This is a genomic window from Lacrimispora sp. 38-1, from assembly GCF_049890855.1.
Classification (GTDB): Bacteria; Bacillota; Clostridia; order Lachnospirales; family Lachnospiraceae; genus Lacrimispora.
Genome location: NZ_JBANEW010000006.1, coordinates 19647 through 42382, shown reverse-complemented (window position 1 = coordinate 42382; position 22736 = coordinate 19647). Strand labels below are relative to the sequence as shown.

The window sequence follows — 22736 nt, the reverse complement described above, 5'->3', positions numbered from 1 at the left end:
CTATCCTTTCACCGAACCGGCGGATACTCCGCCGACAATATACTTCTGACCTAATATGAATACAATTAACACCGGTGCCAGTGTCAATATAATGTCGGCTGCCACCAGATTCCATGAATTTTCAAATGCTCCGAAAAAGCTGTATACTGCAAGGGTCATAGGCCACTTTCCAGAATTATTTAAATAATACAGCGGCATGGTAAAATCGTTCCAGACCGTCATAAACTCCAGTACGAATACCGTAGACATAATCGGCTTTATTAACGGTACAATAACCCGTATAAACAGCTGGCGGGGGCTGCATCCGTCAATAACTGCCGCTTCATCAATCTCTCTCGGAATTGTCGCAATAAATCCAAAGGAAAGAAAAAGACTTAAAGGAATATTTATAGCCGCATATAAAAGAATAATGCCAATTCGTGTATTTACAAGGTGAAGAACCTGGAGGACTTTCATCAGCGCAACGTTATTAATGGGGACTGCGATTCCTGAAATAATAAAATAGTACAAAAAGCGGTTGATCCCCTTTTGATTCCTGGAGATCACAAAAGCAGCAGCCGATACCAGAATAACAATAATCACCACACTGCAGGATGCATACAGGATTCCGTTTAAAAAGGAGGAAAACAGTTTCCCCTTTTCCACCACTGTAATGTAATTCTCAACTACCCATTTTTTCGGAAGGGAAAGAGTCATCCGGTTGGCTTCCGCTGAGGTCTTAAACGAATTGATAAATAACACCGCCAGCGGAAGCAGGACGATCAGACTGATCAGAAATGATATCAGGTTTCCCGCTATGGAAACAATGCTTTTCTTCATCATATATCCACCTCCTTGTTTTCCATGGACCAGATAATGAAATACAGAAGAGACAGAACCACAAAGAATAATATACTGGAAAGAGTGGTGCCCATAGCCAGATTGCCTTTGGAAAATTCTTTATATACTGCTGTATTGATCACCCCTGTTGCATTACCCGGTCCGCCGTTTGTCAGGGAATAGATCATGTCGAAGACACGCAGGCCATACGTAACATTTAATACAGTCACATTTACAAGAACCGGCTTTAAAAGCGGCAGGGTGATACAGGTAAATTTTTTAAAGAAGCTGGCTCCGTCAATGCTGGCAGCCTCGTAGTACTCCGGGGCTACAGAAAGCAGCCCCGCAATTACTATCACCATGATATATCCCATACCCTTCCAGGTATCAACTAAAATCACAGTTGGAAACACAAGTTTTAAATCAGTCAGCCAGTTTTTTGCCAGCCCTCCAAATCCGATTCCTCTCAGGAAATTATTTAAAAAGCCGGTTGTGGGATGAAGCATGCTGCGGAAAACCAGACCTACCACCAGATAGGACATGACCTGGGGCGAAAATATAATCATACGGTGAAGATTTTTACCCCTGATGAAAGTCTGAGTTAATAACAGAGCCAGAGCCAGCCCTACAACAGTCTTAAGAACCGTTGTAGCAATTGTAAACCACAGAGTATTGGCTATGTATTTCATATATTCCGAATTTCCATGAAAAACCGTCCTGTAATTTGCCAGTCCTACAAAATGTATCTCATCGCTGAAATTATTCCAGTCTGTAAAGGAATAGGCGATTCCAAGCACTCCCGGAAGGAAACACAGGAGAAAGAAGAGAATGGCTGCACCGGCAGCATAATACCACGGGTATATTTTTTTTCTGTTCATTTGCATCGTTCCTTTATTTTGTCCAGCCAGGATCTTTTTGCAGAGTTGCCTGCTCCGTTCGCCGTTTCATAATTGAATCAAGAACATCCCTGGGTGTCATCGCACCGGTATACATGGATTCCAGATCTTTTCCTACATCCATCCACTGGCTGTCTATATAATTAACTGAGGTCTGAACCACATTGGCCTTTTTTAAGGAATCCAAAAACTTCTGATCCTCTTCCGAATATTTGCTCTTGATTTCAGGCCAGCATAAATTGCTTAACTCCGGCTGTCCGTCAAGACGTTTCTGTAAGTTTTCAGGTCTTGAAAGAAATTCGAAAAACTGTTTTGCTTCCTCTACATGTTTGCTGTCCTTGTTAATAAAATAAGCATTGCTTGCAGGGTTCACTCCAATGGTCTGATTATCCCCCCACGGCATAACGAAAGCTCCTAATTTCTCAGTTGCTTTAAAATCAGGATAATCGGCGTCGATCTGGCCGCGGTACCCCAGTTCCGCAATTGTCATGGCACATCTTCCGGAGGCCATTGCCTCTTTCCCGTTTTCCCATGCATTGCTTAAATAATCGTCTCCAAAATATCCTGCTCTGGCACATTCATCTAACTGCCCTATAATGGTAGAAAGTGCCGGGATCTCATCCAGATCAATTTTGTTGTCATTTAATTTTTGATAAATATCCGGATCCTGAGCCAGCCACAAGCCGCCTGTCTCAAACAGCGGAAGCACCTGGTGCCAGCCATTGGTGGTAGCTTCATAAATCGGCGTGGTACCGGAATCTTTGATTTTCTGGCAGACATTTTTAAACTCTTCATAAGTGGTGGGAACAGTCAGTCCCAGTTTGTTGAAAATGTCTTTATTATAGAGATAGAAATACATCTTTGCGCCTGGAAAAGTAATTCCGTATACCTTACTGTCAACAGAAACGGCCGACTTTGCACTTGCATCCAATCGGTTTACCCAGTCCTGATCTGTCAGCTCAGCACAATACTTATCCATGTGAATACTGGAGACAAGGCTGATTGGTGTATCTGCACATATAATATCGGGGGCTTCTCCGGACTCAAGCTTTACCTTAATTAAATCCCTCCACTGAGCATCCGGGGAAATCTGAAAATCGATCTTGATTCCGGTTTCTCCTTCAAACTCCTTGGCAAGCTCCTGAACGATACCGGAAGTAGGAAGACCGCTTTGATGACTGCCAAATGTCAGCGTAACATTCTTTTTGGAACCACTGCTGTCATCACTTTTTGCGCTGCTGCCTCCCGAATTGCAGCCCGCTGTCATTCCTGCCGCGAGTATAGCCGCCAAAGTCAGACTGATTATTTTCTTTCCTCTCTTTTTCATGACCTTCTCCTTTATTCTTCTCACTTAGACTTGGTACTTTTTCCGGAAATACCTTTGGAAAAAGCAATGTTTTGTTATAAATTCATAATATCATATCGAGCGCTGTGGCAAAATAGACAATTCCGAACTGCCATTTGCATTTTTTTGAACTACATTGTATAATATTGTTCACGAAGGGAGGTGCTTTTCTATCAAAAAGTCAGGAAAACAATATTCCCAAAAATGGTATCTCTTTATTATATATGGTCTTTTTATCCTGATACTACTGATTATTTTCTTTGTTTTTACTTATAGCCATTACCGTAAAAATGCCTTAAAGGATGCTTCCAAGGATTTAGAAAATATGTGCGCTTCGGTAGAAAGCTCCGTCAGGACCCAGCTTGACAGCATCTCCTCGATTTCCATGAACATCGTATATTCCAACGCTATAAAAATGAATTTCAGGGAGTTTTCCACCACATACCAGCGAGACGGCACGGCGCCCGCAGACCAGGCTGCTTCCCGGGAAAAAGCGATGGCAATTCACGACATCGTAACGGCCATGATCGGAGCATATCAGAGCGCATCTGAAATTAACTTATATACGATGGACGGTTCCTGCGTGGAGGCCGGTTACTGGCTTAGAACCACTACTGTAGATTTGGAACGCCTGCCCTGGTATTCCCAGACTCTCGCATTAAACGGACATAAGTACATAACAGCACCCGTGGTAAACAGAGAACTGCCTGCCAAAGGTGAAAATCAGAAATCTCAGAAATTCATCTCCCTGGTACGCCTTTTTCTCAATACAGACGGTACGCCGGAGGGTATTGTTGAAGTTGTCCAGGATTGTGACAGAATCTTTTCCCTTTCCTCGCAGCTTGAAAGTCAGAATCCGGACAGCCGGGTTTTTATCTACAATTCCAGGGAAGAACTTGTTTATCCATACGCCTCCGATTCCCCTTATCCAGATTATTATGCCATGATAACTCAGGCTGCTGCCGCTGAAGGCCAGACAGGAGTCTTAAATACAGAAAGCAGTGGAAAATTTCTCTTTACATACCAGACTATTGAAGGTTACGACTGGACTGTCATCCTAATCAGACCCCAATCCGCTTTTTATAAATCTCTTTCTCTTTTCCGGACAACATTTTTCCTGATCGGGGCATTATCCATTCTGGTAACACTCTTCATCTGTTTTTTTATTTCCAAGCGTTTGACGGCCCCCTTGGAAAAACTGACAGCAGCCACAGGAAAAATTACCATCAGTCGTGTCCTTGATGAAAAAAAGGTTAATTTAACCTCCGCTGACAGCAGTATAAAAGAACTTTCCCTGCTCTGCGAGTCCATTCGCAGCATGTACGAGAAGCTGCGTTCCACTTCACAGGAGGTATTATTGTCCAAGTCCGAGGAAACCCGGGCCAAGTTTCAGGCCGCCCAGTCACTGATCAATCCCCATTTTCTTTATAACTGCCTGACCAATATTTCCGTTATGGCGGAGGAAAATATGAATGAGGACATCATACGAATGTGTCGTTATCTTTGTGATTATTTCCGCTATATTTCTTCTTCCAGGGAAATGATCGTTCCGCTTAAAGAAGAAATTTTCTATACGGAATGCTACTTAAACTGTATGCAGATGCGTTTTCATGAGGGTTTTACCTATACCATGAACATGGAAGAAGGTACAGAACAAATCTATATACCAAAGCTCATTATTCAGCCCATTGTGGAAAATGTCTTCAAGTACGGATTTCAGATTACTCCGCCATGGCAGCTGTCTATTTCTTCCTATTCCGAAAACGGGCAGTGGTACTTAAAGGTAGAGGATAATGGAGGTCTGTTAAGCGAAGAAAAGAAAGAAGAACTATTACAGCTCTACGAAAACCTGGATATGAATAAAGAATGGAATTCATTGCAGATCGGCAATATGGGACTTAAAAATGTCTGCCTTCGTTTAAGGCTTCTCTACGGGACCGAAGCGGTTTTTCAAATCGACTGTTCCAGTCCCGGCAGAACCAGCTTTATAGTGGGCGGCCCTATCTATCAGTCAAGGGAGGAATATTATGAACACCATCCAGAGCTATAGTTATCTTGCAGCGGAAGACGAAAGCCTCATTCGAAAAAACCTGATCAAGAAAATAACTTCCTTAAATTTACCTCTTAAGCTGGCCGGCGAAGCAGCTAATGGGCTGGAGGCCATAGAATTAACAGAAGCAAACTGTCCCGATCTCATCATTACCGATATCCGCATGCCCCAGTGCGACGGAATTGAACTGGCAAGCTATTTAAAGAAAAACCATCCCAGTGTTAAGATTATTATTATCAGCGGGTATAATGATTTTTCCTATGCCCAGTCCGCAATCCGTTATGGAGTCGTAGATTATTTATTAAAGCCGGTTACTGTTGAAAGCCTTTTCGAATCACTTCAGAAACTGCTGATTACCATGAAATCCGAAACTGATGTGTTGGAATCCTACTGCACCGTTAACGAAAGACTGAGCCAGGAATCTATTTGCAGACTTATGGAAAAATATCTTCAGGAGAATTATAAGCAGGAAGTTTTCTTTCAGGAAATGAGTGAGAAATTCGGATTTACACCTGAATATCTTGGAAAGATATTTAAAAAAAGTACTGGAGAAACGCCTTCCAAGTATCTGACCAGACTTCGGATCAATGAAGCAAAACGGCTGCTGCTCCATAATCCGGATATGGAAGTACAGAAGGTGGGGGAACTATCCGGATATCCGGACAGTGCTTATTTCAGCAGGGTTTTTAAATCCTATGTGGGTATCCAGCCCAGTGAATACCGGAATAAGACTTAAATATATAAATAATCTGCTATATATTATTCTCTTAAACAACCACTCTGCCGTTTTTAAGAGCAGAGTGGTTCGGTATCAGAGCACAAATCATTATTGCTATTTACTGCTATTACAGGTAGATATAAAATCAGAAAAGAGCAGATTCATCTTTACTGCAGTTTCGACTAAATTTTCCGGATGCCACTGAAGCCCGAGAATCAGCCCTTCCTCATCCTCCATAGCTTCAATCGTACCATCTGCAGCAAAGGCAGTAGCTTTTAACCCCTTTCCCAGCACCTTAATTGCCTGATGATGCATGGAATTTACTTCGCAGGTTCCTGCACCCAGAATCCCTGCAAGTCTGGTTCCTTCCTGTATATGAATCCGGTGGGTCAGACTGCTTCTTTCCCGCTTCTGAAGATGCTGTATGGAATGATCTTCTTTCATAGACATATCCTGATAGAGACTTCCGCCAAGCAGGATGTTTATGAGCTGATGTCCTTTGCAGATTCCCATCATAGGAAGCTTCTTCTCAAGACAATAAGTTCCGGCTTCAATAAGTGCCTGGTCAATCTCAGGACGAAGTTCCCCTGACAACGGGTGAGGTTCTTCGTTATAATACCAGGGATGGATGTCCTCCCCTCCCGGAAATAAAATTCCGTCACAAAAGTTTAAGGCCATTTCAGGGTCCTCAAGAACAGAAACTGCAGGAATCACTGCAGGAATTCCTCCATTTTTTAAAACAGCATTGACATAATCGCTATTTACATAAGTTCTTTCCATACTGTTAAACAGTCCCACCTGGGTCATAAATGTATTTCCCAAAATCCCTATTACCGGCTTTTTCATACTCAGCGTTCCTCCAGCACCTTATCCAGAATATCCTGACGGCAGATATGTCGGATTGCATCATTGTCAAGTTCCAGTATTACTTTAGATGCCAGTTCTACTGCAGCTTCCAGGTCTTCTCTGGCACAGTAATTATAATGAGTGTGAACATATCTGGAAGGTACTCCAAGCACCAGAACAGGAACTGCTTTTCCGGTTAAGCTGATCCTTCCGGCATTGGTGCTTCCCCCTCTGCGTACCGTTTCCTGAAACCGAATACCAAATTTCTTTGCAGTGTTTACCGCAAATTCAGTAAAAGCGGGATTAGAAATATAACTTTTATCCATGAGGCGAATCTGGACGCCTCCTTTCATCTTACCCTGGGCAATTCCAGGTGAAAAAAAGAAATCATCAGAAGGTGAACCTTCAAAAACTATGGCAAGATCCGGCTTCACTATCTGGCTTGTTACTTCTGCTCCTCTCATTCCCACTTCTTCTTGTGCCGCAAAAGCCCCTACCACCTGGACCGCAAGGCGGTTTTTTTCTTCTCGGAGCTTGTCCATCGTATCAATAATACAGGCACAGCCCGCCCGGTTATCGAACGCCTTTCCAAAGCAGACTCCCTGCTGCTCATGATATTCAAACGACACATCAGGAATCATGGGATCTCCAATGGAAATTCCTGCTTCTTCAACCTCTCTGCTGTTAATCGCTCCGATATCCACATAGATTTGGCCGATATCAAGGTTCTGAGAATTCCGCTCATCCTCTGTCATAAAATGAACCGGCTTTGATGTAATGATTCCTTTTATAAGGTTTCCGCTCCTGGTTCTAATTACAACGGAATGAGCAGGTATATTGGTAAGATGAAACCCTCCCAGCATGATAATTCCCAGGCAGCCATTGTCATGAATACACTGTACCATAAAGCCGCACTCATCTAAGTGGGCATCCAGCTGGATCACAGGTTTCTCTGAGTCTGTACCCGACATCCGTGCATATAGGTTATTCATGGCATCGTTCTCTATCTGATACGGAGTAAGATAACGCGCAGCTGCTCTTATCACATCTTCTTCAAAGCCGCTGGGCCCAAAAGCATTTGATAAATTTTTTAACATTTCCATATCCATAATGTGTCTCTCCTATTAGTACTCATCTCTTATTTTATAAATTTATTATTTCCTTCATAAAGGTGGCAGGATACAAAATGTCCCGGTTCCACTTCATACTGTTTTGGGACCTGAGAAGAACAGTGTTCCATGCATCTTGGGCATCGGCTGTGAAATTTACAGCCTGCAGGCGGATTCAGAGCAGACGGAATGTTACCTTCCAGTATGATCCGCTCCCGTTTTTTTAAAGGGTCCGGGACCGGCACCGCTGATAAAAGAGCCTGGGTGTAGGGGTGAAGCGGATTGCAGTAAAGCATTTCTTTAGGTCCTTCCTCAACGAAATTACCCAGATACATTACTCCAACCCGGTCACTGATGTGTTCCACCACGCTTAAGTCATGTGCAATAAACAGATAAGTAAGAGAAAATTCTTTTTTAAGCTGATTAAGCAGATTAAGCACCTGTGCCTGAATGGAAACATCAAGAGCAGATACTGGTTCATCAGCAATAATGAGCCGTGGTTCTACTGCAAGGGCTCTGGCAATGCCGATCCTCTGACGCTGACCCCCTGAAAATTCATGGGGATAGCGTCTGGCATGATACTCGTCAAGACCCACTTTCTTTAAAAGACCGTATACCCGTTCTTTCAATTCATCCTGATTCCGTGTCAGCCGATGTATTATAAGCGGCTCCGCGATAATATCATATACTGACATTCTGGGATTTAAGGAAGCATAAGGGTCTTGAAATATCATCTGAACTTTTTTACGCACAGGCTGCATCTGCCTGGAATTATATTTGGAAATATCCTCTCCTTCCAAAAGGACTTTTCCAAAATCCGGTTCTTCCAGCTTACAGATTCCTCTTCCCAACGTGGATTTCCCGCAGCCAGATTCTCCGACTATTCCAAATACCTCGCCTCTTTTAACCCGAAAAGAAACATCATCAACCGCTTTCACATATTCCTTCTTACCAATTTGTTTAGATGATACAGGATAATAAATTTTTAAATTATTTACCTGTAAAAGTTCCTCTTTCACGATTCCTCACCGCCTTCCTTTCTGCAAAGCCAGCAGCGGCTTACGTGACCACTTCCCATGTTATAAAAACCGGGTTCTTTCTGACTGCATAAATCAATAGCTTCCCTGCATCTGGGCGCGAATTTGCAGCCGGCCGGCATATCTCTTGGATCCGGTACATTTCCGGGAATGGTTTCCAGCTCTTCTACCTGCAGCCCCAGTTTAGGAATGGAGTCTAACAGGCCCTTAGTATAAGGGTGAGACGGCGATTCAAATATGGAAACAGCATCTCCCTTTTCTACCACCCGGCCGCTATACATAACAGCTACCTCGTCACAAATTTCTGCAACTACTCCCAGATCATGGGTAATAAACAGAATGGAGGTTCCGGTTGCTTTTTTTAAATGATCCATCAGGTCTAAAATCTGAGCCTGAATTGTTACATCAAGCGCAGTGGTTGGTTCATCTGCTATGAGCACCTCAGGCTTGCAGATTAACGCCATGGCAATCATCACTCTCTGGCGCTGGCCGCCGGATAATTGAAACGGGTATTCTTTCATCATCCGCTCCACACGCGGTACACCAGTTGATCGAAGCATATTCTCAGCTTTTTCATAAGCTTCTTTTCTGGATACATTTTCATGCTGCAGCACACATTCCATCAGCTGCTTTCCTATCTTAATCACCGGGTTTAAGCTGGTCATGGGTTCCTGAAATATCATGGAAACCTTTCCCCCCCTTATTCTTCGTTTTTCCGCTTCGCTGATTCTTACGATATCTGCCCCGTTAAGAAGGATTTCCCCTTCGGTTACTTTTCCTCTGGTCCCTGTCAGAAGGCTCATGACAGAGAGCGCCGTTACACTTTTCCCGCTCCCTGATTCTCCCACAATTCCCAGAGTTGCTCCCTTCTTTAGTTCAATATCCACTCCATCTACCGATTTTATAACACCTTCATCTGTATAAAAATATGTATGAAGATTTTTTATTTCCAGAATATGTTTCTTCTCACTCAACTATTTACCACCTCCTTATTAATCCGTCAACTTTGGATCCAGTGCATCTCTCAGTCCATCTCCCAGAATATTGAAACTTAATACTGTAAGGAAGATGACAGCACCTGGAAACAGTGTTGTGTGAATGCTCGTCATCATGTAAGTGCGTCCGTTGGCCAAAAGCAGCCCCCATTCTGGTGTGGGCGGCTGGGCTCCCATTCCAAGAAAGCTTAAACTGGAGGCCGTCAGAATGGAGGAACCGATTGACATGGTATACTGGACGATAATGTCAGGAACTGCTCCCGGCAGTATATGTTTTAATAAAATCCTGGTATTGGGCGCCCCTAAATTCCTTGCAGCCTGTACGAATATGGCATTTTTTAATGCCAGAGTTCTTCCTCTGACCAGTCTTGCAAATGTAGGAGTGGAAAAGACTGCTACCGCTATCACCACATTATAGAGACCGCTTCCTAAAATCGCCACGATGGCAATTGCCAGGATAATCCCCGGGAACGCAAACAGAGTATCGCAGATTCTCATAATTACAGAGTCAATTATTCCACCATAATAACCTCCTGCCAGTCCCAGAAAAGTTCCGCACACCGCACCTGCAGTGACCGCAAGCAGTCCAATGGAAAGGGATATCCGGGTACCGCACAGAATCCTGGAAAACAAATCCCGTCCAAATTCATCAGTGCCGAAAAAGTGAGTGATACTGGGTCCTTTTAAAATTGCATTATAATCAAATTCATTGATTCCATGAGGCGCCATCACCGGGCCAAATATGCCGATAACGATTAAAAGCAATACAAAGATAAGTGCTGCGACTGCATTTTTCTGCTTTTTAAATCGTTTAACGGCTTCTGATGCAGGCGTTTTTGAGTCTGATTTCGCCATTTTGCAATCCTCCTTTATCCAAGCTTAATTTCCGGGTTAAGGACTGCATATAAAATGTCCACAACCAGATTAATGAGAATAAACTGCAGAGAAAAAATAAGAATCAGTGATTGAATCGCGGGATAGTCCCGGTAGTTTACAGATTCAATGAGCAAAGACCCAATTCCGGGATATGCAAACACTGCTTCCGTTACTACAGACCCTCCTAAAAGGTATCCGAATTGAAGCCCCACTACCGTAACTACAGAAATCATGGAATTACGGAACGCATGGCTCCAGGTTACCCGTTTTTCTCCCAATCCCTTGGCTCTGGCAGTGCGGATATAATCCTCCTTTAATACCTCAATAATGGAAGATCTGGTGAATCTGGCAATTACGGCTGCTATACTGATTCCCAAAGTTATGGAAGGAAGCACCAGATTTTTAATACTTCCTGCACCTGTTGTAGGAAACCAGCGGAGTTTTACGGAAAAGAGCATTATAAGAAGAAACCCCACCCAGAAAGCAGGAAGAGAGATTCCTGAAACCGCTATGGTCATTCCCGTGTAGTCCTGCCACTTTCCTCTGTTTTTTCCGGACCATACACCAAAGAATACTCCTGCTATCGTACTCCATACAAGGCTCATAACCGTCAGAGAAAGAGTATTAAGATACCTGCTTTTTATTTCAACTGCGACTGGCCGCTTTGTTCGCAGAGAATTTCCCAGATCTCCTTTTAAAAGTCCGGTAACATAGCGGATATACTGAACGGTTACCGGCTCATCCAGACCTAACTGCACCCTGACAGCATCCACATCCTCCTGTGTTGCCTGTTCTCCCGCCACCAGTCTGGCAGGATCACCGGGAATCAGCCTTACAAAGAAAAAAACAAAGGTTACTACAATGATCAGCGTGGGGATGGTTCCCAGTACACGCCGGAAGGTATATTTCAGCATCCTTTTCATCTCCTATGGTTCTATGGGATAAAACGGCAAAAGTGTCCCAGACACAGGACACCGCCGCTTTCCTCATTCCGTACCAGTTTACTTAGACATCCTGGCATTTTTCATATTAATTGCTCCATCTGGGTAAATCTTAACACCAGTCACCTTGTTACTGGTCACCCATGTGTTATAATCGGAGGCAACACATACCATAGGAACATCCTTCCAGATGAGATCCTGAGCTTTTGCATAAGCCTCTTTTCGTACGGAGTCATCTGCGCTCTGAAGTCCTGTTTTAATATAGTTCTCCAATTCATCATTTTCATAATAGCAGATGTTATAGCTCATCGGAGGTTCAGACTCTTTTGCTAATATAGGCCGAATTCCCCAATCCGCATCACCGGTTGACGGTGACCAGCCGGACATATAGAATTCTACTTCTGCATCTGCACCAGAACCAGTTGCACCCTGTACTTTCTGGTTTAATATGGCGCTCTCCATCCCATTAAGCTCTAAATTTATTCCTACTGCTGCAAGCTGCTGTTTATAAAATTCCGCTCTCTTTTGATTTTCCGAGGTATTGGCATACATTAATTTAGCCGTAAAGCCATTGGGATAACCAGCCTCTGTTAAAAGTTCTTTTGCTTTTGCAGGATCATATGCAAGCGGATCGTTGGCTTTATAATACTGTACAGCAGGACCAATTACAGAGGTCGCCGGGGTACCAAGTCCATTCATGACAACCTGTACATAAGCTTCCTTGTTGATTGCATAGCTTACAGCCTGGCGTACCTTTACATCATTAAATGGAGCCTTCTGGTTATTCATCATAAAATACCATACTACAATGCTCTGTCCCTTATTAACGGTTATGTTGGTATCAGACTTTAATGCTTCCATACTTTCCGTAGGTGCCGGCCAGATAATCTGCGCATCTCCGGACTGAATCATTGCCACACGGGTTGCACCCTCTCCAACAGGTTTAAAAACAATACTCTTAAAACCTGCATCGCTCTCTGCCAAGGGGTTCCCGTCGCAGATATCAGCATTATATCCCCACCAGTCCTTATTCAGTTCCAGCTTTAAGTGATCTCCCGGTACCCATTCCACGAATTTATACTGCCCTGTACCTATCGGATTTTCCGCACATGCAGACGGACCTGCCTCAATCTGCTTAGGACTCATCATAACACAGGCCGGATGAGCCAGAGTATTGATAAAAGCACCAAAGGGCTGGACCAGAGTCACTTTAATGGTATAGTCATCAATCTTATCTGCATGGTCAAGAACATTGCATAAAAGCGTGGTGCGCTTTAATCCCAGATTCTTGTTTCCTAATTTTTCCAAATTTGCAATTGCCGCATCTGCATTCCAGGGAGTTCCATCCGTAAAGGAAATGCCTTTTCTAAGGGTAATCGTAAATTCTGTGGCATTGTCATTTGCTTCATATCCTGTGGCCAGCATCGGATAAATCTTCATATCATCATCAAATCCAAACATTCCATCCATCATCATACGCTGAATGCCCCCTGAAAGGGTATCACTGGTATCCACAGGATCCATGGTGGTAAAGTCCACCTTAACTGCTGCTGTAATGTCAGTTTCCTGTGAAGCAGACTCTGTAAATTCCGCATTGCCTTCAGCAGCGGTTTCGCCTCCCTGACTTTTTTCCGCAGTTGATGCTGAAACGGCTGTCTCTTGTCCGGTTTTTGCTGAAGAACCACATGCGGTCAGTACCGCCACTGCCGCCGCGATCACTGTGACTTTCCATAACCTTAAACCTTTTCTCATCGAATCTCCTCCTTCTACTTTCATAAACGAAAAGCAAGGTCAGTCCTGCAGTAAAGGCTTCCTCGCTTTTTTGTCATTGTAAATAGTTAAAGTATGATTTGTCAAATAAATACCTTTTAAAAAAAATATTTTTATATAGAAATTAAATTTCTAAACAAATTAGGTTGTTTAAAACAGTCTTTTGTTCTATTATTAACCAAATAAATAAAAGGAGGGCACTCTATGACCGAACCAACCCCGAGATTTCATGTACTGATCGTATGCATTAATCCGGTAATCCGCCTGGAATTCCAGACCTATCTCCATTCCATTCTAGGGAAATACATTTCTTTTGATACAATCAATTTATATCAGGTCCATGACAGTTCACAGATAACCGGATATCAGTGCATCCTGTTTTCTAATACGCATGTGCAGTCAGCATTTCCCCTTACTATTCCCGACGATGTTACACAGCTGATCTGTACCCGTACATTCAACCACGTTTTTTTGGATCAGATCATCCGTATCCCGCCTAACGAAACTGTCTATCTGGTAAATGATGTATATGATTCCATTCCCGTGATTATAGAACAGTTTCGGGCTGCCGGTATTACCCAGTATAAATTTGTTCCCTATTATCCAGAGTGCGGGGAACCGGATGAATCCATTCAGTATGCCATCACCATCGGAGAACCTCAGCTGGTCCCCGGTCATGTTAAAAATGTAATTAATATCGGAAACCGAATTCTTGATATTTCAACTATTAATGAATTATGTTCCTGTTTTCATCTTCCTCCGAGTCTTTCCAACCAAATCACCCAGGGCTATATCAACCGAATTCTGCAGATAACAAAACTGACAGGCACCTATTACAGCAATTATGTGCATTCCCAGCAGCTGTTTCAGACTGTAATCCAAAATCTGCCTGCAGGTATATGTCTCACAACGGCACAGGGAGAGATCATGATGATGAACAGAAACTTCTCCACTGATCTTGATATGCCGGTGGAAAACGCCTGCGGAAAACAGCTGTCGGAATTCCTTCCCCTGGAACAGATTTCAGAAAACTTTTTTCATAACGCCGACTATAAATGGGAAACAGAAGAAGGTGACTTATTAGAATTAAGCATATTGGAGATTTCCTTTCCCAATAATCCTTTCACGTATTTACTGACCAGCAATAAAAACCCCATTTCCAAGTCAGTACATGGAGCTAATTCCGCCAAAGGAAACCAAAGACAGCAGAATACGCTCATGGATACGGGGTTTTCCAATATCATAACGGCTTCTTCCCATGTCAAAAGTATGCTGGAATACGCCCGGCGGCTCGCACTATATGACTTTCCAGTATTGATTCAAGGAGAAACCGGAACTCAGAAAAAGATGGTTGCATCTGCAATTCATAAGGCCTCCAAACGCCGGCAGCAACCTCTGTCCATTCTTCATCCTTCCTTCGAAGATATGGCATACAATGGTTCTCTGGCGCATCATCTGGCAGATTTTTTGCAAGCAGCCGGACACGGCACGCTTCTCATTGAGCACATGGAGCATTTGTCTCTCCAAGTGCAGGACCTTCTTATTGAAGCATTACAAAATGGAGGAGGGCTTCGTTCCGGCCAGCCAGATACATCCGATCTGCGCATCATTGCAACAGCAGACCATGATCTTTATACAGATGTAGTAAATGGCACATTTCGGAAAGAGCTGTTTTTTATGCTCAGTTCCTCTCCTATAGATACCATTCCTTTGAGGGAACGCAAAGAAGACATCCCTTTGTTAATGGAATATTTTTTCCAGAATTTATTTCACGGCACCCAGCTGAGTGTGAAAGAGCTCCTTTCTCCCAGCCTGATGGAGTTTCTGCTTAACTATAATTATCCCGGAAACGTACAGGAACTTCTTAATCTGACCCGTTACTTTTTTATCAATTATGCAGCTCATCCCCTGATTCTTTCCCAGCTGCCCTCCTATATCACAACTCGGCTCCGCAAAGCACCTGACTCTCAAAGTGCAGTTAAGCTTTCGATACTATCCGTCATTGCCTCCGCTCCCAGAGCAGGAAGAAGTATCATACAAAAACTGCTTTCAGAACAAGACATAAATTTAAGCGAGGGAAAATTAAGGGGTCTGCTGAAAGAGCTTTCGGAAGAAGGAATGCTTCAGATTAACCGAACGAAAGGCGGGTGCGAGATTACGGAACTGGGTATGACCTTACTTTAAAGGAGTTTATTAACATTTTGCTCTAAATTACTTTACGCGCGGAATAAAGTAAGTCTCTTTATGGGGTGTCGTATGACCGTTTTCCATTTAGAGGGCTGCACTTTACGGGTATCCGAAAGATAAATTTCATGGTGAAAACGTGTATCTGTTATATCATTTATATACCCGTTTTCATGCAAATACTCATCCATAATGGCAACGGTAACAGGTTCATCATCAAATGGTCCTATGTGCATGATTTGCACACATACCCCCTCGTCTACCGTCAGGAACTCAGCCGAAGAGCAATCCAGTTTTTTCTTTTTACCCGCTTCTGTCACTGCCCAGTCAAAATCACCTTTTGTCACAAAGTCCGGCAGACGAATAACTGAAATCCAATTGAATGCGTCCTTGTTTGTGTAGTCCACACCCGCGACATGATCCTGCCACCAGAATCCTTCCAAAGGTGGGACTATATATTCAAAAAAACCTTCTATTTTATGTGGACCCTTATAACTCATTTTAATGGTATATGCAACCGCATATAGAATCCCCATCGCATTCTGATATGCTCCGCCTTCCTGATTTGGGTCCCCTTTTCCTCTCACTGCGATATAATTTGTGACCGGAACAGTTATCATTTCAGGTATGTTATTGGGCATATAATACTCTTTGTATTCTTTCTTAAAATCAAAAGCCATTTTTTTCCTCCAAGAATTATTTATTATCCTTAAGATATAGAATACTATGTTTCCAAAAGAATAAAGCCTTCTGTCATAATCTCCATTATCTTTGTAAACAATTCCGTCAGTTCGTCCGTCCTATCCTCCTCACCAGTTAAATAGGCCACAATCACATCTTTAATTTCCGAGATGATTTCGGCTCCCTGTTGGAATATAATGGACACTTTAAGCCATGTATCATTTCCAAATTCTTTTCCTATTTCATTGAGAACACGGCACATTTTATCAAATCCACCATTAAAGTTTACTTCGTCCGGTTCCCTAATTCCCCGCAGCGCGTTAGGCACTGTGGGCACTGCACCGAAAAACATTACCAGGTTAGAGAGTATAAGATCATAATCCTGTTTCGTAAGTTCACTTTTTAGTTTAGGTAATTCTTGTATAAACTTTTGAAATCCTTTTCTGCCGGCAAAGCCCACCTGCGGATATAAAAACATTTTTGATTTCTTTTCCAACGCTTCCTTTGCAATCTGGTATTTGGTTTTTGTGGCACCTAATCTGACCGTGCAGACTGTGTTTGGTCTGGACAAGCCAGAATAGCTGCAATTCCACGCTTTACGCAGTTCTGTATAAGGAAGTACCTGCATTTCTTCACGCCCACAGTCAAACAACTCTATACACTGTGCTTCATCATCATAACCTGTCATCAAAATATAGTGGAATGGAATATGTTCTCCAAGATAAAATTTTGAATAGTATGGCAGATAGTACATATCAAGTGCCCCCAAAACAGGGGGATAGCCGGCGTCAATTTCCGACTTAGCCTTGTTGATTGCCTGTTCAAACATCTTATACTCGTAATGTTTGTATTCAAAACCTACAATAGGAGCAAGAAATTCATACATCTTCTTCGTGCGGCCGTCTCCCAATGCAATCATTCGTTTCAAATTAGATTTTGGTGTTTTCATGTAGCAGAATGATCCGAATGAGGCGAGAATGAAAAAGAAACTCGGCGGAAGCGTCTCTCCAGTCTCCCGTATATACAAGTCTTCAATTCCATTCCACATACATTCATAGTCATCTGCGTGATGCTTTAGCGTAATTAGTTTCTTCTGCATTAATCCAAGCCTCCTGACGTTTATAATATCTTACAACAGGAGTATAAACCCTCACATTATGAAAGAGTCAAGAACAAATCAATTTTAAAATGTGTTCCATACCAACAATTTTCGCATAACGGTTGTTCCATATTTTATCTTCATAATATCCTGTTAATTCTTTACCGCTTGCAAAAGCATTATCAAATGTTGTCGTTGTTGAATGTGGTATGGTTACCTCATATTCATATTCAAAAGCTACCTTGCAGGTAGCATCTAAACAATACTCCGTCTGCATACCACATAAGATAATGTTTCTTACACCTTTCTCCCGGAGATATCCATGGAGTCCGGTCTTTCTAAATGCACTGTTATATTGTTTCTCAAATATTTTTTCGTCTGGCAAAGGAGCGATATCTTTATATATCGTCCAGCCGCTGCTGCCATGCTCCAGCTCATCGCCATTTCCACCATCGTGTTGAACGTAAATTACCGGGATTCCCCTTTTTCTGCAGGAATCCAATAATGCCTTTATATTTTCTACCACAGCCACCTTATTATAAGGTTCTGCTTCCACCAAAGCCGTCTGCATGTCTACAATAATTAATGCATCATAGTTCATTTTAAATTCTCCTTGTATTTTTCATGTAAGGTTTTAGGGTGTCAATTAAAAAAAGAGATTATACAAATTGCCCAGCTAAAGTATATTAAGTCTGTACCCTAATAGTTAAACACAGCCTCTTTTTCTGTGTCTTACTATCAGGGTACAGTTTACCCCATTTTTATGTTTACTCTGTTGTTTTCAAGCGGTATCTTAAATACTTACCGCCACCTTCTTTTTCAATTATGCCTTTATCAACCATTTCACGAAGAATCAGAACAGCAGTAGCCTGTGATACCCCAAGAGTTGTTTCTACATCCTTACGAGCAATAGTATCCATTTCTTCAAGCAAATCAATCACAGTATTTTCACGAGTATCTGTAGATACCTGAGCAGGCTTTTTCTTATCCTGTTCGTGATTTCCGTTGCCAGATTTTCCGTAGTTTACATTTGGTAATGTAATCTTAAATGCATTGTCTGTTACTTCAATCTTTGGTTTCACACCGAACTCTGCATAGCTTTCATTGATTTTCAGCATCCCGGTTCCGTATGCTTCAATCAGTTTCAAACGATAGAACACATTTGCAAGGTGTGGATTTCTAAGTACCGAAACACCAAGCATGATATCCTCAAAAGAAACACCACATACCAGACCACCAATGGTCACAATTTCGATTCTATCATCAAAAATACTAATCAAAGTAGAACTGTTGATAGAATAGTCTCGATGGACAATAGCATTAAGCAATGCTTCTCTGAGTGCTTCCGCAGGGTAATCTCTTGTATCAATTCTATCTAACCCCGCAAATTCCGCACGGGTTCGGTTATATAGGTCAATATAAGCGTATGCGTCTTCTAATTGCTGTAACAGAGAACCTGTAAGCTCTTTACGATCATGGAATACACTTTTCTGGCTGCCTTCAAACACCGCCATTTTGATGGTATTCACACACTGGTCAGATAACAGCATTGCCAGATTGGAGTAAGTACCGTCTTGGCTAATTATGTTCATAGTGCGTTTTTGTGCATCACCAAATTCTACTTTTTTCTTTTGGAAATACGCAGAAGTTTCCTCAAAGGTCAACTGTTGATTGATCGAACGAGCATCCTCATAACTATCTCCACTGGTTTCTTTAATCATATTTAAAATCATTGTTTGGGATGCCGGAACAGAAGACGCACCCTGACGCACATAAACACCTTCCGGTCTGACACCTTTTCCATGCAAGTAATATGGACGAGAAGTTCCTCTCTGAATTGTTACAACAATGACCTGTTTATCATCAATAGTTTCCACATCACAGTCCATAAACATAGTCACATCCGGGCGAACCACATCACGCACCATATTGGTTACACGCAGCATTGTATCATCCACATCTGAAACTCCTGAAACTGTTCCATTATCATTTATTCCAATATAGATTTTACCACCATCTGTATTTGCAAAAGCAATCACCGCATATTTGATGTCGTCCATATATTCACGCTTAAATTCGGTAATTTTATTCTCAATCATAAAGAATCGCCTCCTTACTAATAATCTCGCTAATAATCTCGCTGATAATAATCATAAGCAATAATTAGCAAGAAATCAATAGGAACTTTTCGGTTTTTTCAATCTATTTCTAAAAAATTTATGATAATGCCATTTCAACGTGTTCAACAGGGTCATCACCCATAATAAAAAGCCCTGTAATACAAGGCTTTTTAAATGTTATAAATGCAGTTCACATACTATAGGACATAATAACTATCATGACCCAGTCCATGCTCCATCGTTTCCTACCCGATACCCATCCGGTGTCGTTATATTGATATCCATGGCACCATCATCACCGCAATAATACCACTTATCTTTCCAATGGACCCAACCAGTCACCATGTATTCTGATTCATTGAAGTAATACCATTTATCATTAATATACTTCCAGTTACTGACCGTATAAGTATTATCCGTTCGATACTTCCAGCCTTTATCATCTTTTATCCATTTGCCACTGCGGCTGTCCCCAGGGCCTGACAGCGTATCAGCAGAACCACCGGAACTTATCTTTTCAGCATCTTTCAAATTTACATGCCAGGATTCGGATTTTTTCCAGCTACCCTTAAGTGACGTATCCGTTATAGCACGAACTTTAAAGGTATAAGAACCAGATTTGGTAATAAAACTGGAAAAATCATAGCTGGTTTCTTCAGTTTTAAACACAGAAGTTACGGATTGGCTGCCGCGGTAAAGCTGCACCTCATACTTGTCTGAGTCACCCGCTGCGTTCCATCTGGCTATCCCATTCATCTCATCCCATTCCAGATCACTTAAAGCTAAATCACGCACATTAATGTTATATTTATTAAAAACATCTAACGCGATATATGCTGTTATTTCCCAATCATTTGACTGGCCTTTCACTAACGTTCCATTGGCACCACTTATCGATATATGCTTTTCTATTCCATAAGTAAACGTATTGTTATCTTCAGCCTTCAGCTGAACTTTCAGAATATGCGCATCATCATTCGTCCAATTAATATCCGACCCACTAAGTACAGCCACATCATCTACACGGCACATATTGGAATCGGTGGTGACACTGACATCTAAATCGTTCCCATCTTGTTGTAAATCAATATTAATTTTTACCTCCTGGATTGTGTTGGAAGAAGCCATAGACGTAAACGGAACCGCTATCATAAACATGCCTGCCCCCAACATAGCCATAATTTTTTTGTGTAAAAACATACCATTTCCCCCTTTATATATTGTTATGGATTTATTACATGAATATATTCTGATATGATTGTAATTAACTCTGCTTATGGACATAACATCAGATTAGCGTAGAAATATAAGCTTTTAATACCCATATTTTACCTTCTTTAAGGAAATCTGTCAAGAAATATGCAGGAATATGGTACTCCGGGAAATTTCAGTTTTGTGTATAAAAAAACAAGACCATAACTTAATATCATAGTTAGTGGTCTTGTAAGTTTTAGCAGAGCTTCATACATTTCTCATATTCTCGGTTGTGCATACCCCATTCGACATATTGACCAATTTAATGTTGTTACTTTAATTCTTTCAGAAATATCCCATAGATTTTTTACAACTCGTAGTTCAACATTTCTTTCAAATAAAGCCGCAAATAAATCACTAATTGTATATTTAGCAATTGGTATTTGTCTCACTTTAGATATATAATATCCCGCAATACTATCCTGCAATTCAAAATCTTTCGGATCAAACTCATATATGAATAAGCAGGTGTTTTTCATAGCTTCAAACCATTTACTTTCGATTATAACAACATGCTTAATATCTGGTGATGTAAAAAAATCTCTTTTGTCTTTCACTGAAGTTTGCTCTCCAACATGATATGTTATTCTCGGGCAATTTCTTGGTGTAAGGAAGTTTGGTAGGTGCTGTTCATCTATTGCCCATACTAAGCCAACACTTTTATCTAAGTCATTTCTTTCTGGAATTCTTGGATTAAAAATATCAATATTATTTTCTTCACTTACATGAAATAGTCGCATGTTGCTCACTTTCTTTTGCACAATAATTTTAAGATTATATTAACTCTAAGACCACTAACTATCAATATTAAGTTTTCAACGTACAGTTTTTATTTTAATTCTAATTCGGAGAACTACAAAAGATTACAACACGATATTCACAGGAAAAATCATAGATCATTTTGAGATTATGCAACATGAAATGCAACGCGACAAGAAAAAAGCCCTGTAAATACAAGGCTTTTAAAAAGCGCGAGACGGGACTCGAACCCGCGACCCCGACCTTGGCAAGGTCGTACTCCACCAACTGAGCCACTCGCGCATAAATATTTGTTTCACAACACTGGCATTATATCATATACAACGGAAATTTGCAATATATTTCTTAATTTTTTTTATAGCAGAAATAATATCAAACAAAGGTATATTTCGAAAAATCTGGAAACTTTCTCCAATCTTGTTTCTTAACTTAAAACTGGAAACCTCATCCATCACCCCTTATTATTTTCCTTGTTTTATTAATTTTCAAGTGCTATTCTTTAATATTCTTAATCCAATGCTTAATATATCCAATTATTCTGATTTTTCATTGACACCATAAGAACGGTTCCGTATAATGCAAGAAATTGGTCATCTGACCAAAAGGGAGGCATGATATGGGGCAAATTTTATCAATAGAAGAAAAACCCTGCAGCATTTCAACAGAAGACAGGATTCTGGATGCAGCCCTTACTATCATTCAGGAAAAAACCATCAGCGGTCTGAGAATCCGGCAGGTGGCAGAAAAAGCACATTTGTTTCAATCCAATATTCACTATTATTATAACAGCAAGAAAGAGCTTCTCCTTGCTGTTCAGAAAAAAGTCTTAAACCGTTACCGCGAAATCCGCCAGCAATCCATTAACCTGTCAGGAATTGGTCCGGAAGCGACTCTTGAAGATCGTCTGGACATTTTTATAAAACAAAAGATTTACACGATTTTAATAGAAGATAAATATGATGTTGCTGAGCTGGATTTTTGGAATCAGTCCCGTCTGGATCCTGACATGCATCAGGAATTCTGCCTCTCCTATCAAAACTGGAGAACGGAAATACGGGAAATCGTAGAAAAATTTTCACCGGATATGCCATCTGCAAAGCAGAATCTGATTGCCGGGATTGCGGTCTCTCTGCTGGAAGGAGCCACGGTTCAGTTTCTGGTTGACAAAGAGGCATTTGATTTAGATTCTTATTTTTCTTATTGCAAATCAATCCTGATCAGGGAGATCAGAGGCTAG

At 41.5% G+C, this 22736-nt stretch carries 20 protein-coding genes and 1 tRNA gene; 4 read left to right on the top strand and 17 right to left on the bottom strand.

What is annotated here, in order from left to right; translation table 11 throughout:
- Genes V7D18_RS01855 through V7D18_RS01845 form a run of 3 tightly spaced genes read right to left on the bottom strand, consistent with a single transcriptional unit; the run spans position 1 to position 3042 of the window.
- Positions 1 to 822 (bottom strand): carbohydrate ABC transporter permease, encoded by an 822-nt coding sequence (locus tag V7D18_RS01855; protein ID WP_346064407.1) that lies wholly within the window; start codon positions 820 to 822, stop codon positions 1 to 3.
- Positions 819 to 1697 carry a carbohydrate ABC transporter permease gene (locus tag V7D18_RS01850; RefSeq protein WP_426150906.1) on the bottom strand — a complete coding sequence of 293 codons (879 nt, stop codon included), beginning with the start codon at positions 1695 to 1697 and terminating at the stop codon, positions 819 to 821. Before V7D18_RS01850 ends, V7D18_RS01855 begins: the two co-directional genes overlap by 4 nt.
- Before the next feature lie 13 nt (positions 1698 to 1710).
- Complete coding sequence (locus V7D18_RS01845; RefSeq protein ID WP_426150905.1) at positions 1711 to 3042, bottom strand: ABC transporter substrate-binding protein; 1332 nt, start codon at positions 3040 to 3042, stop codon at positions 1711 to 1713.
- A gap of 343 nt (positions 3043 to 3385) precedes the next feature.
- Between V7D18_RS01845 and V7D18_RS01840 the strand changes: the two genes are divergently transcribed.
- Positions 3386 to 5110 (top strand): cache domain-containing sensor histidine kinase, encoded by a 1725-nt coding sequence (locus V7D18_RS01840; protein WP_426150903.1) that lies wholly within the window; start codon positions 3386 to 3388, stop codon positions 5108 to 5110.
- Positions 5088 to 5846, top strand: coding sequence for a response regulator transcription factor (locus V7D18_RS01835; protein WP_426150901.1), 759 nt, complete (start codon positions 5088 to 5090; stop codon positions 5844 to 5846). Before V7D18_RS01840 ends, V7D18_RS01835 begins: the two co-directional genes overlap by 23 nt.
- Positions 5847 to 5942: 96 nt before the next feature.
- Here V7D18_RS01835 and V7D18_RS01830 read toward each other — a convergent pair whose 3' ends face one another.
- The 7 genes from V7D18_RS01830 to V7D18_RS01800 form a co-directional block, all read right to left on the bottom strand.
- Complete coding sequence (locus V7D18_RS01830) at positions 5943 to 6674, bottom strand: gamma-glutamyl-gamma-aminobutyrate hydrolase family protein (RefSeq protein ID WP_426150899.1); 732 nt, start codon at positions 6672 to 6674, stop codon at positions 5943 to 5945.
- A gap of 2 nt (positions 6675 to 6676) precedes the next feature.
- On the bottom strand, positions 6677 to 7783 hold the full coding sequence (locus V7D18_RS01825) for a M42 family metallopeptidase (protein ID WP_426150897.1): 1107 nt from the start codon (positions 7781 to 7783) through the stop codon (positions 6677 to 6679).
- Between the two features lie 29 nt (positions 7784 to 7812).
- Positions 7813 to 8802 (bottom strand): ABC transporter ATP-binding protein, encoded by a 990-nt coding sequence (locus V7D18_RS01820; RefSeq protein ID WP_426150895.1) that lies wholly within the window; start codon positions 8800 to 8802, stop codon positions 7813 to 7815.
- Positions 8799 to 9794: an ABC transporter ATP-binding protein gene (locus V7D18_RS01815; RefSeq protein ID WP_426150893.1), complete on the bottom strand. Its 996-nt coding sequence runs from the start codon at positions 9792 to 9794 to the stop codon at positions 8799 to 8801. Before V7D18_RS01815 ends, V7D18_RS01820 begins: the two co-directional genes overlap by 4 nt.
- Positions 9795 to 9812: 18 nt before the next feature.
- Positions 9813 to 10670, bottom strand: coding sequence for an ABC transporter permease subunit (locus V7D18_RS01810; RefSeq protein ID WP_426150891.1), 858 nt, complete (start codon positions 10668 to 10670; stop codon positions 9813 to 9815).
- Between the two features lie 14 nt (positions 10671 to 10684).
- Positions 10685 to 11605, bottom strand: a complete 921-nt coding sequence (locus tag V7D18_RS01805; RefSeq protein ID WP_426150889.1) for an ABC transporter permease — start codon at positions 11603 to 11605, stop codon at positions 10685 to 10687.
- An 87-nt stretch (positions 11606 to 11692) separates the two neighbouring features.
- Positions 11693 to 13384, bottom strand: a complete 1692-nt coding sequence (locus V7D18_RS01800) for an ABC transporter substrate-binding protein (RefSeq protein ID WP_426150887.1) — start codon at positions 13382 to 13384, stop codon at positions 11693 to 11695.
- Positions 13385 to 13606: 222 nt separating this feature from the next.
- Between V7D18_RS01800 and V7D18_RS01795 the strand changes: the two genes are divergently transcribed.
- Complete coding sequence (locus V7D18_RS01795) at positions 13607 to 15586, top strand: sigma 54-interacting transcriptional regulator (RefSeq protein WP_426150885.1); 1980 nt, start codon at positions 13607 to 13609, stop codon at positions 15584 to 15586.
- Between the two features lie 32 nt (positions 15587 to 15618).
- On the opposite strand, the gene V7D18_RS01790 is transcribed toward V7D18_RS01795, so the two are convergent.
- The 7 genes from V7D18_RS01790 to V7D18_RS01760 all read right to left on the bottom strand — a co-directional run bounded on the left by V7D18_RS01790 (position 15619) and on the right by V7D18_RS01760 (position 21781).
- Complete coding sequence (locus V7D18_RS01790; RefSeq protein ID WP_426150883.1) at positions 15619 to 16266, bottom strand: GyrI-like domain-containing protein; 648 nt, start codon at positions 16264 to 16266, stop codon at positions 15619 to 15621.
- 44 nt (positions 16267 to 16310) lie between these two features.
- On the bottom strand, positions 16311 to 17366 hold the full coding sequence (locus tag V7D18_RS01785) for a BtrH N-terminal domain-containing protein (protein ID WP_426150881.1): 1056 nt from the start codon (positions 17364 to 17366) through the stop codon (positions 16311 to 16313).
- 67 nt (positions 17367 to 17433) lie between these two features.
- Positions 17434 to 17967 (bottom strand): cysteine hydrolase family protein, encoded by a 534-nt coding sequence (locus V7D18_RS01780; RefSeq protein WP_426150879.1) that lies wholly within the window; start codon positions 17965 to 17967, stop codon positions 17434 to 17436.
- A 166-nt stretch (positions 17968 to 18133) separates the two neighbouring features.
- On the bottom strand, positions 18134 to 19465 hold the full coding sequence (locus V7D18_RS01775) for an RNA-binding domain-containing protein (protein WP_426150877.1): 1332 nt from the start codon (positions 19463 to 19465) through the stop codon (positions 18134 to 18136).
- A gap of 237 nt (positions 19466 to 19702) precedes the next feature.
- Positions 19703 to 20686, bottom strand: a complete 984-nt coding sequence (locus V7D18_RS01770; RefSeq protein ID WP_426150875.1) for a hypothetical protein — start codon at positions 20684 to 20686, stop codon at positions 19703 to 19705.
- Between the two features lie 272 nt (positions 20687 to 20958).
- Entirely contained in the window at positions 20959 to 21480 is a 522-nt protein-coding gene (locus V7D18_RS01765; protein ID WP_426150873.1) for a DUF6886 family protein, read from the bottom strand.
- A 228-nt stretch (positions 21481 to 21708) separates the two neighbouring features.
- A tRNA-Gly gene (locus V7D18_RS01760) sits at positions 21709 to 21781 on the bottom strand.
- 334 nt (positions 21782 to 22115) lie between these two features.
- Between V7D18_RS01760 and V7D18_RS01755 the strand changes: the two genes are divergently transcribed.
- Positions 22116 to 22736 (top strand): TetR/AcrR family transcriptional regulator, encoded by a 621-nt coding sequence (locus V7D18_RS01755; protein ID WP_426150871.1) that lies wholly within the window; start codon positions 22116 to 22118, stop codon positions 22734 to 22736.

Excerpts from the sequence above, each read along its gene's own strand:
- V7D18_RS01855 (WP_346064407.1), bottom strand. The coding sequence starts at position 822 with ATGATGAAGAAAAGCATTGTTTCCATAGCGGGAAACCTGATATCATTT.
- V7D18_RS01850 (WP_426150906.1), bottom strand. The coding sequence starts at position 1,697 with ATGAACAGAAAAAAAATATACCCGTGGTATTATGCTGCCGGTGCAGCC.
- V7D18_RS01845 (WP_426150905.1), bottom strand. The coding sequence starts at position 3,042 with ATGAAAAAGAGAGGAAAGAAAATAATCAGTCTGACTTTGGCGGCTATA.
- V7D18_RS01840 (WP_426150903.1), top strand. The coding sequence starts at position 3,386 with ATGTGCGCTTCGGTAGAAAGCTCCGTCAGGACCCAGCTTGACAGCATC.
- V7D18_RS01835 (WP_426150901.1), top strand. The coding sequence starts at position 5,088 with ATGAACACCATCCAGAGCTATAGTTATCTTGCAGCGGAAGACGAAAGC.
- V7D18_RS01830 (WP_426150899.1), bottom strand. The coding sequence starts at position 6,674 with ATGAAAAAGCCGGTAATAGGGATTTTGGGAAATACATTTATGACCCAG.
- V7D18_RS01825 (WP_426150897.1), bottom strand. The coding sequence starts at position 7,783 with ATGGATATGGAAATGTTAAAAAATTTATCAAATGCTTTTGGGCCCAGC.
- V7D18_RS01810 (WP_426150891.1), bottom strand. The coding sequence starts at position 10,670 with ATGGCGAAATCAGACTCAAAAACGCCTGCATCAGAAGCCGTTAAACGA.
- V7D18_RS01805 (WP_426150889.1), bottom strand. The coding sequence starts at position 11,605 with ATGCTGAAATATACCTTCCGGCGTGTACTGGGAACCATCCCCACGCTG.
- V7D18_RS01800 (WP_426150887.1), bottom strand. The coding sequence starts at position 13,384 with ATGAGAAAAGGTTTAAGGTTATGGAAAGTCACAGTGATCGCGGCGGCA.
- V7D18_RS01795 (WP_426150885.1), top strand. The coding sequence starts at position 13,607 with ATGACCGAACCAACCCCGAGATTTCATGTACTGATCGTATGCATTAAT.
- V7D18_RS01790 (WP_426150883.1), bottom strand. The coding sequence starts at position 16,266 with ATGGCTTTTGATTTTAAGAAAGAATACAAAGAGTATTATATGCCCAAT.
- V7D18_RS01785 (WP_426150881.1), bottom strand. The coding sequence starts at position 17,366 with ATGCAGAAGAAACTAATTACGCTAAAGCATCACGCAGATGACTATGAA.
- V7D18_RS01780 (WP_426150879.1), bottom strand. The coding sequence starts at position 17,967 with ATGAACTATGATGCATTAATTATTGTAGACATGCAGACGGCTTTGGTG.
- V7D18_RS01775 (WP_426150877.1), bottom strand. The coding sequence starts at position 19,465 with ATGATTGAGAATAAAATTACCGAATTTAAGCGTGAATATATGGACGAC.
- V7D18_RS01770 (WP_426150875.1), bottom strand. The coding sequence starts at position 20,686 with ATGTTTTTACACAAAAAAATTATGGCTATGTTGGGGGCAGGCATGTTT.
- V7D18_RS01765 (WP_426150873.1), bottom strand. The coding sequence starts at position 21,480 with ATGCGACTATTTCATGTAAGTGAAGAAAATAATATTGATATTTTTAAT.
- V7D18_RS01755 (WP_426150871.1), top strand. The coding sequence starts at position 22,116 with ATGGGGCAAATTTTATCAATAGAAGAAAAACCCTGCAGCATTTCAACA.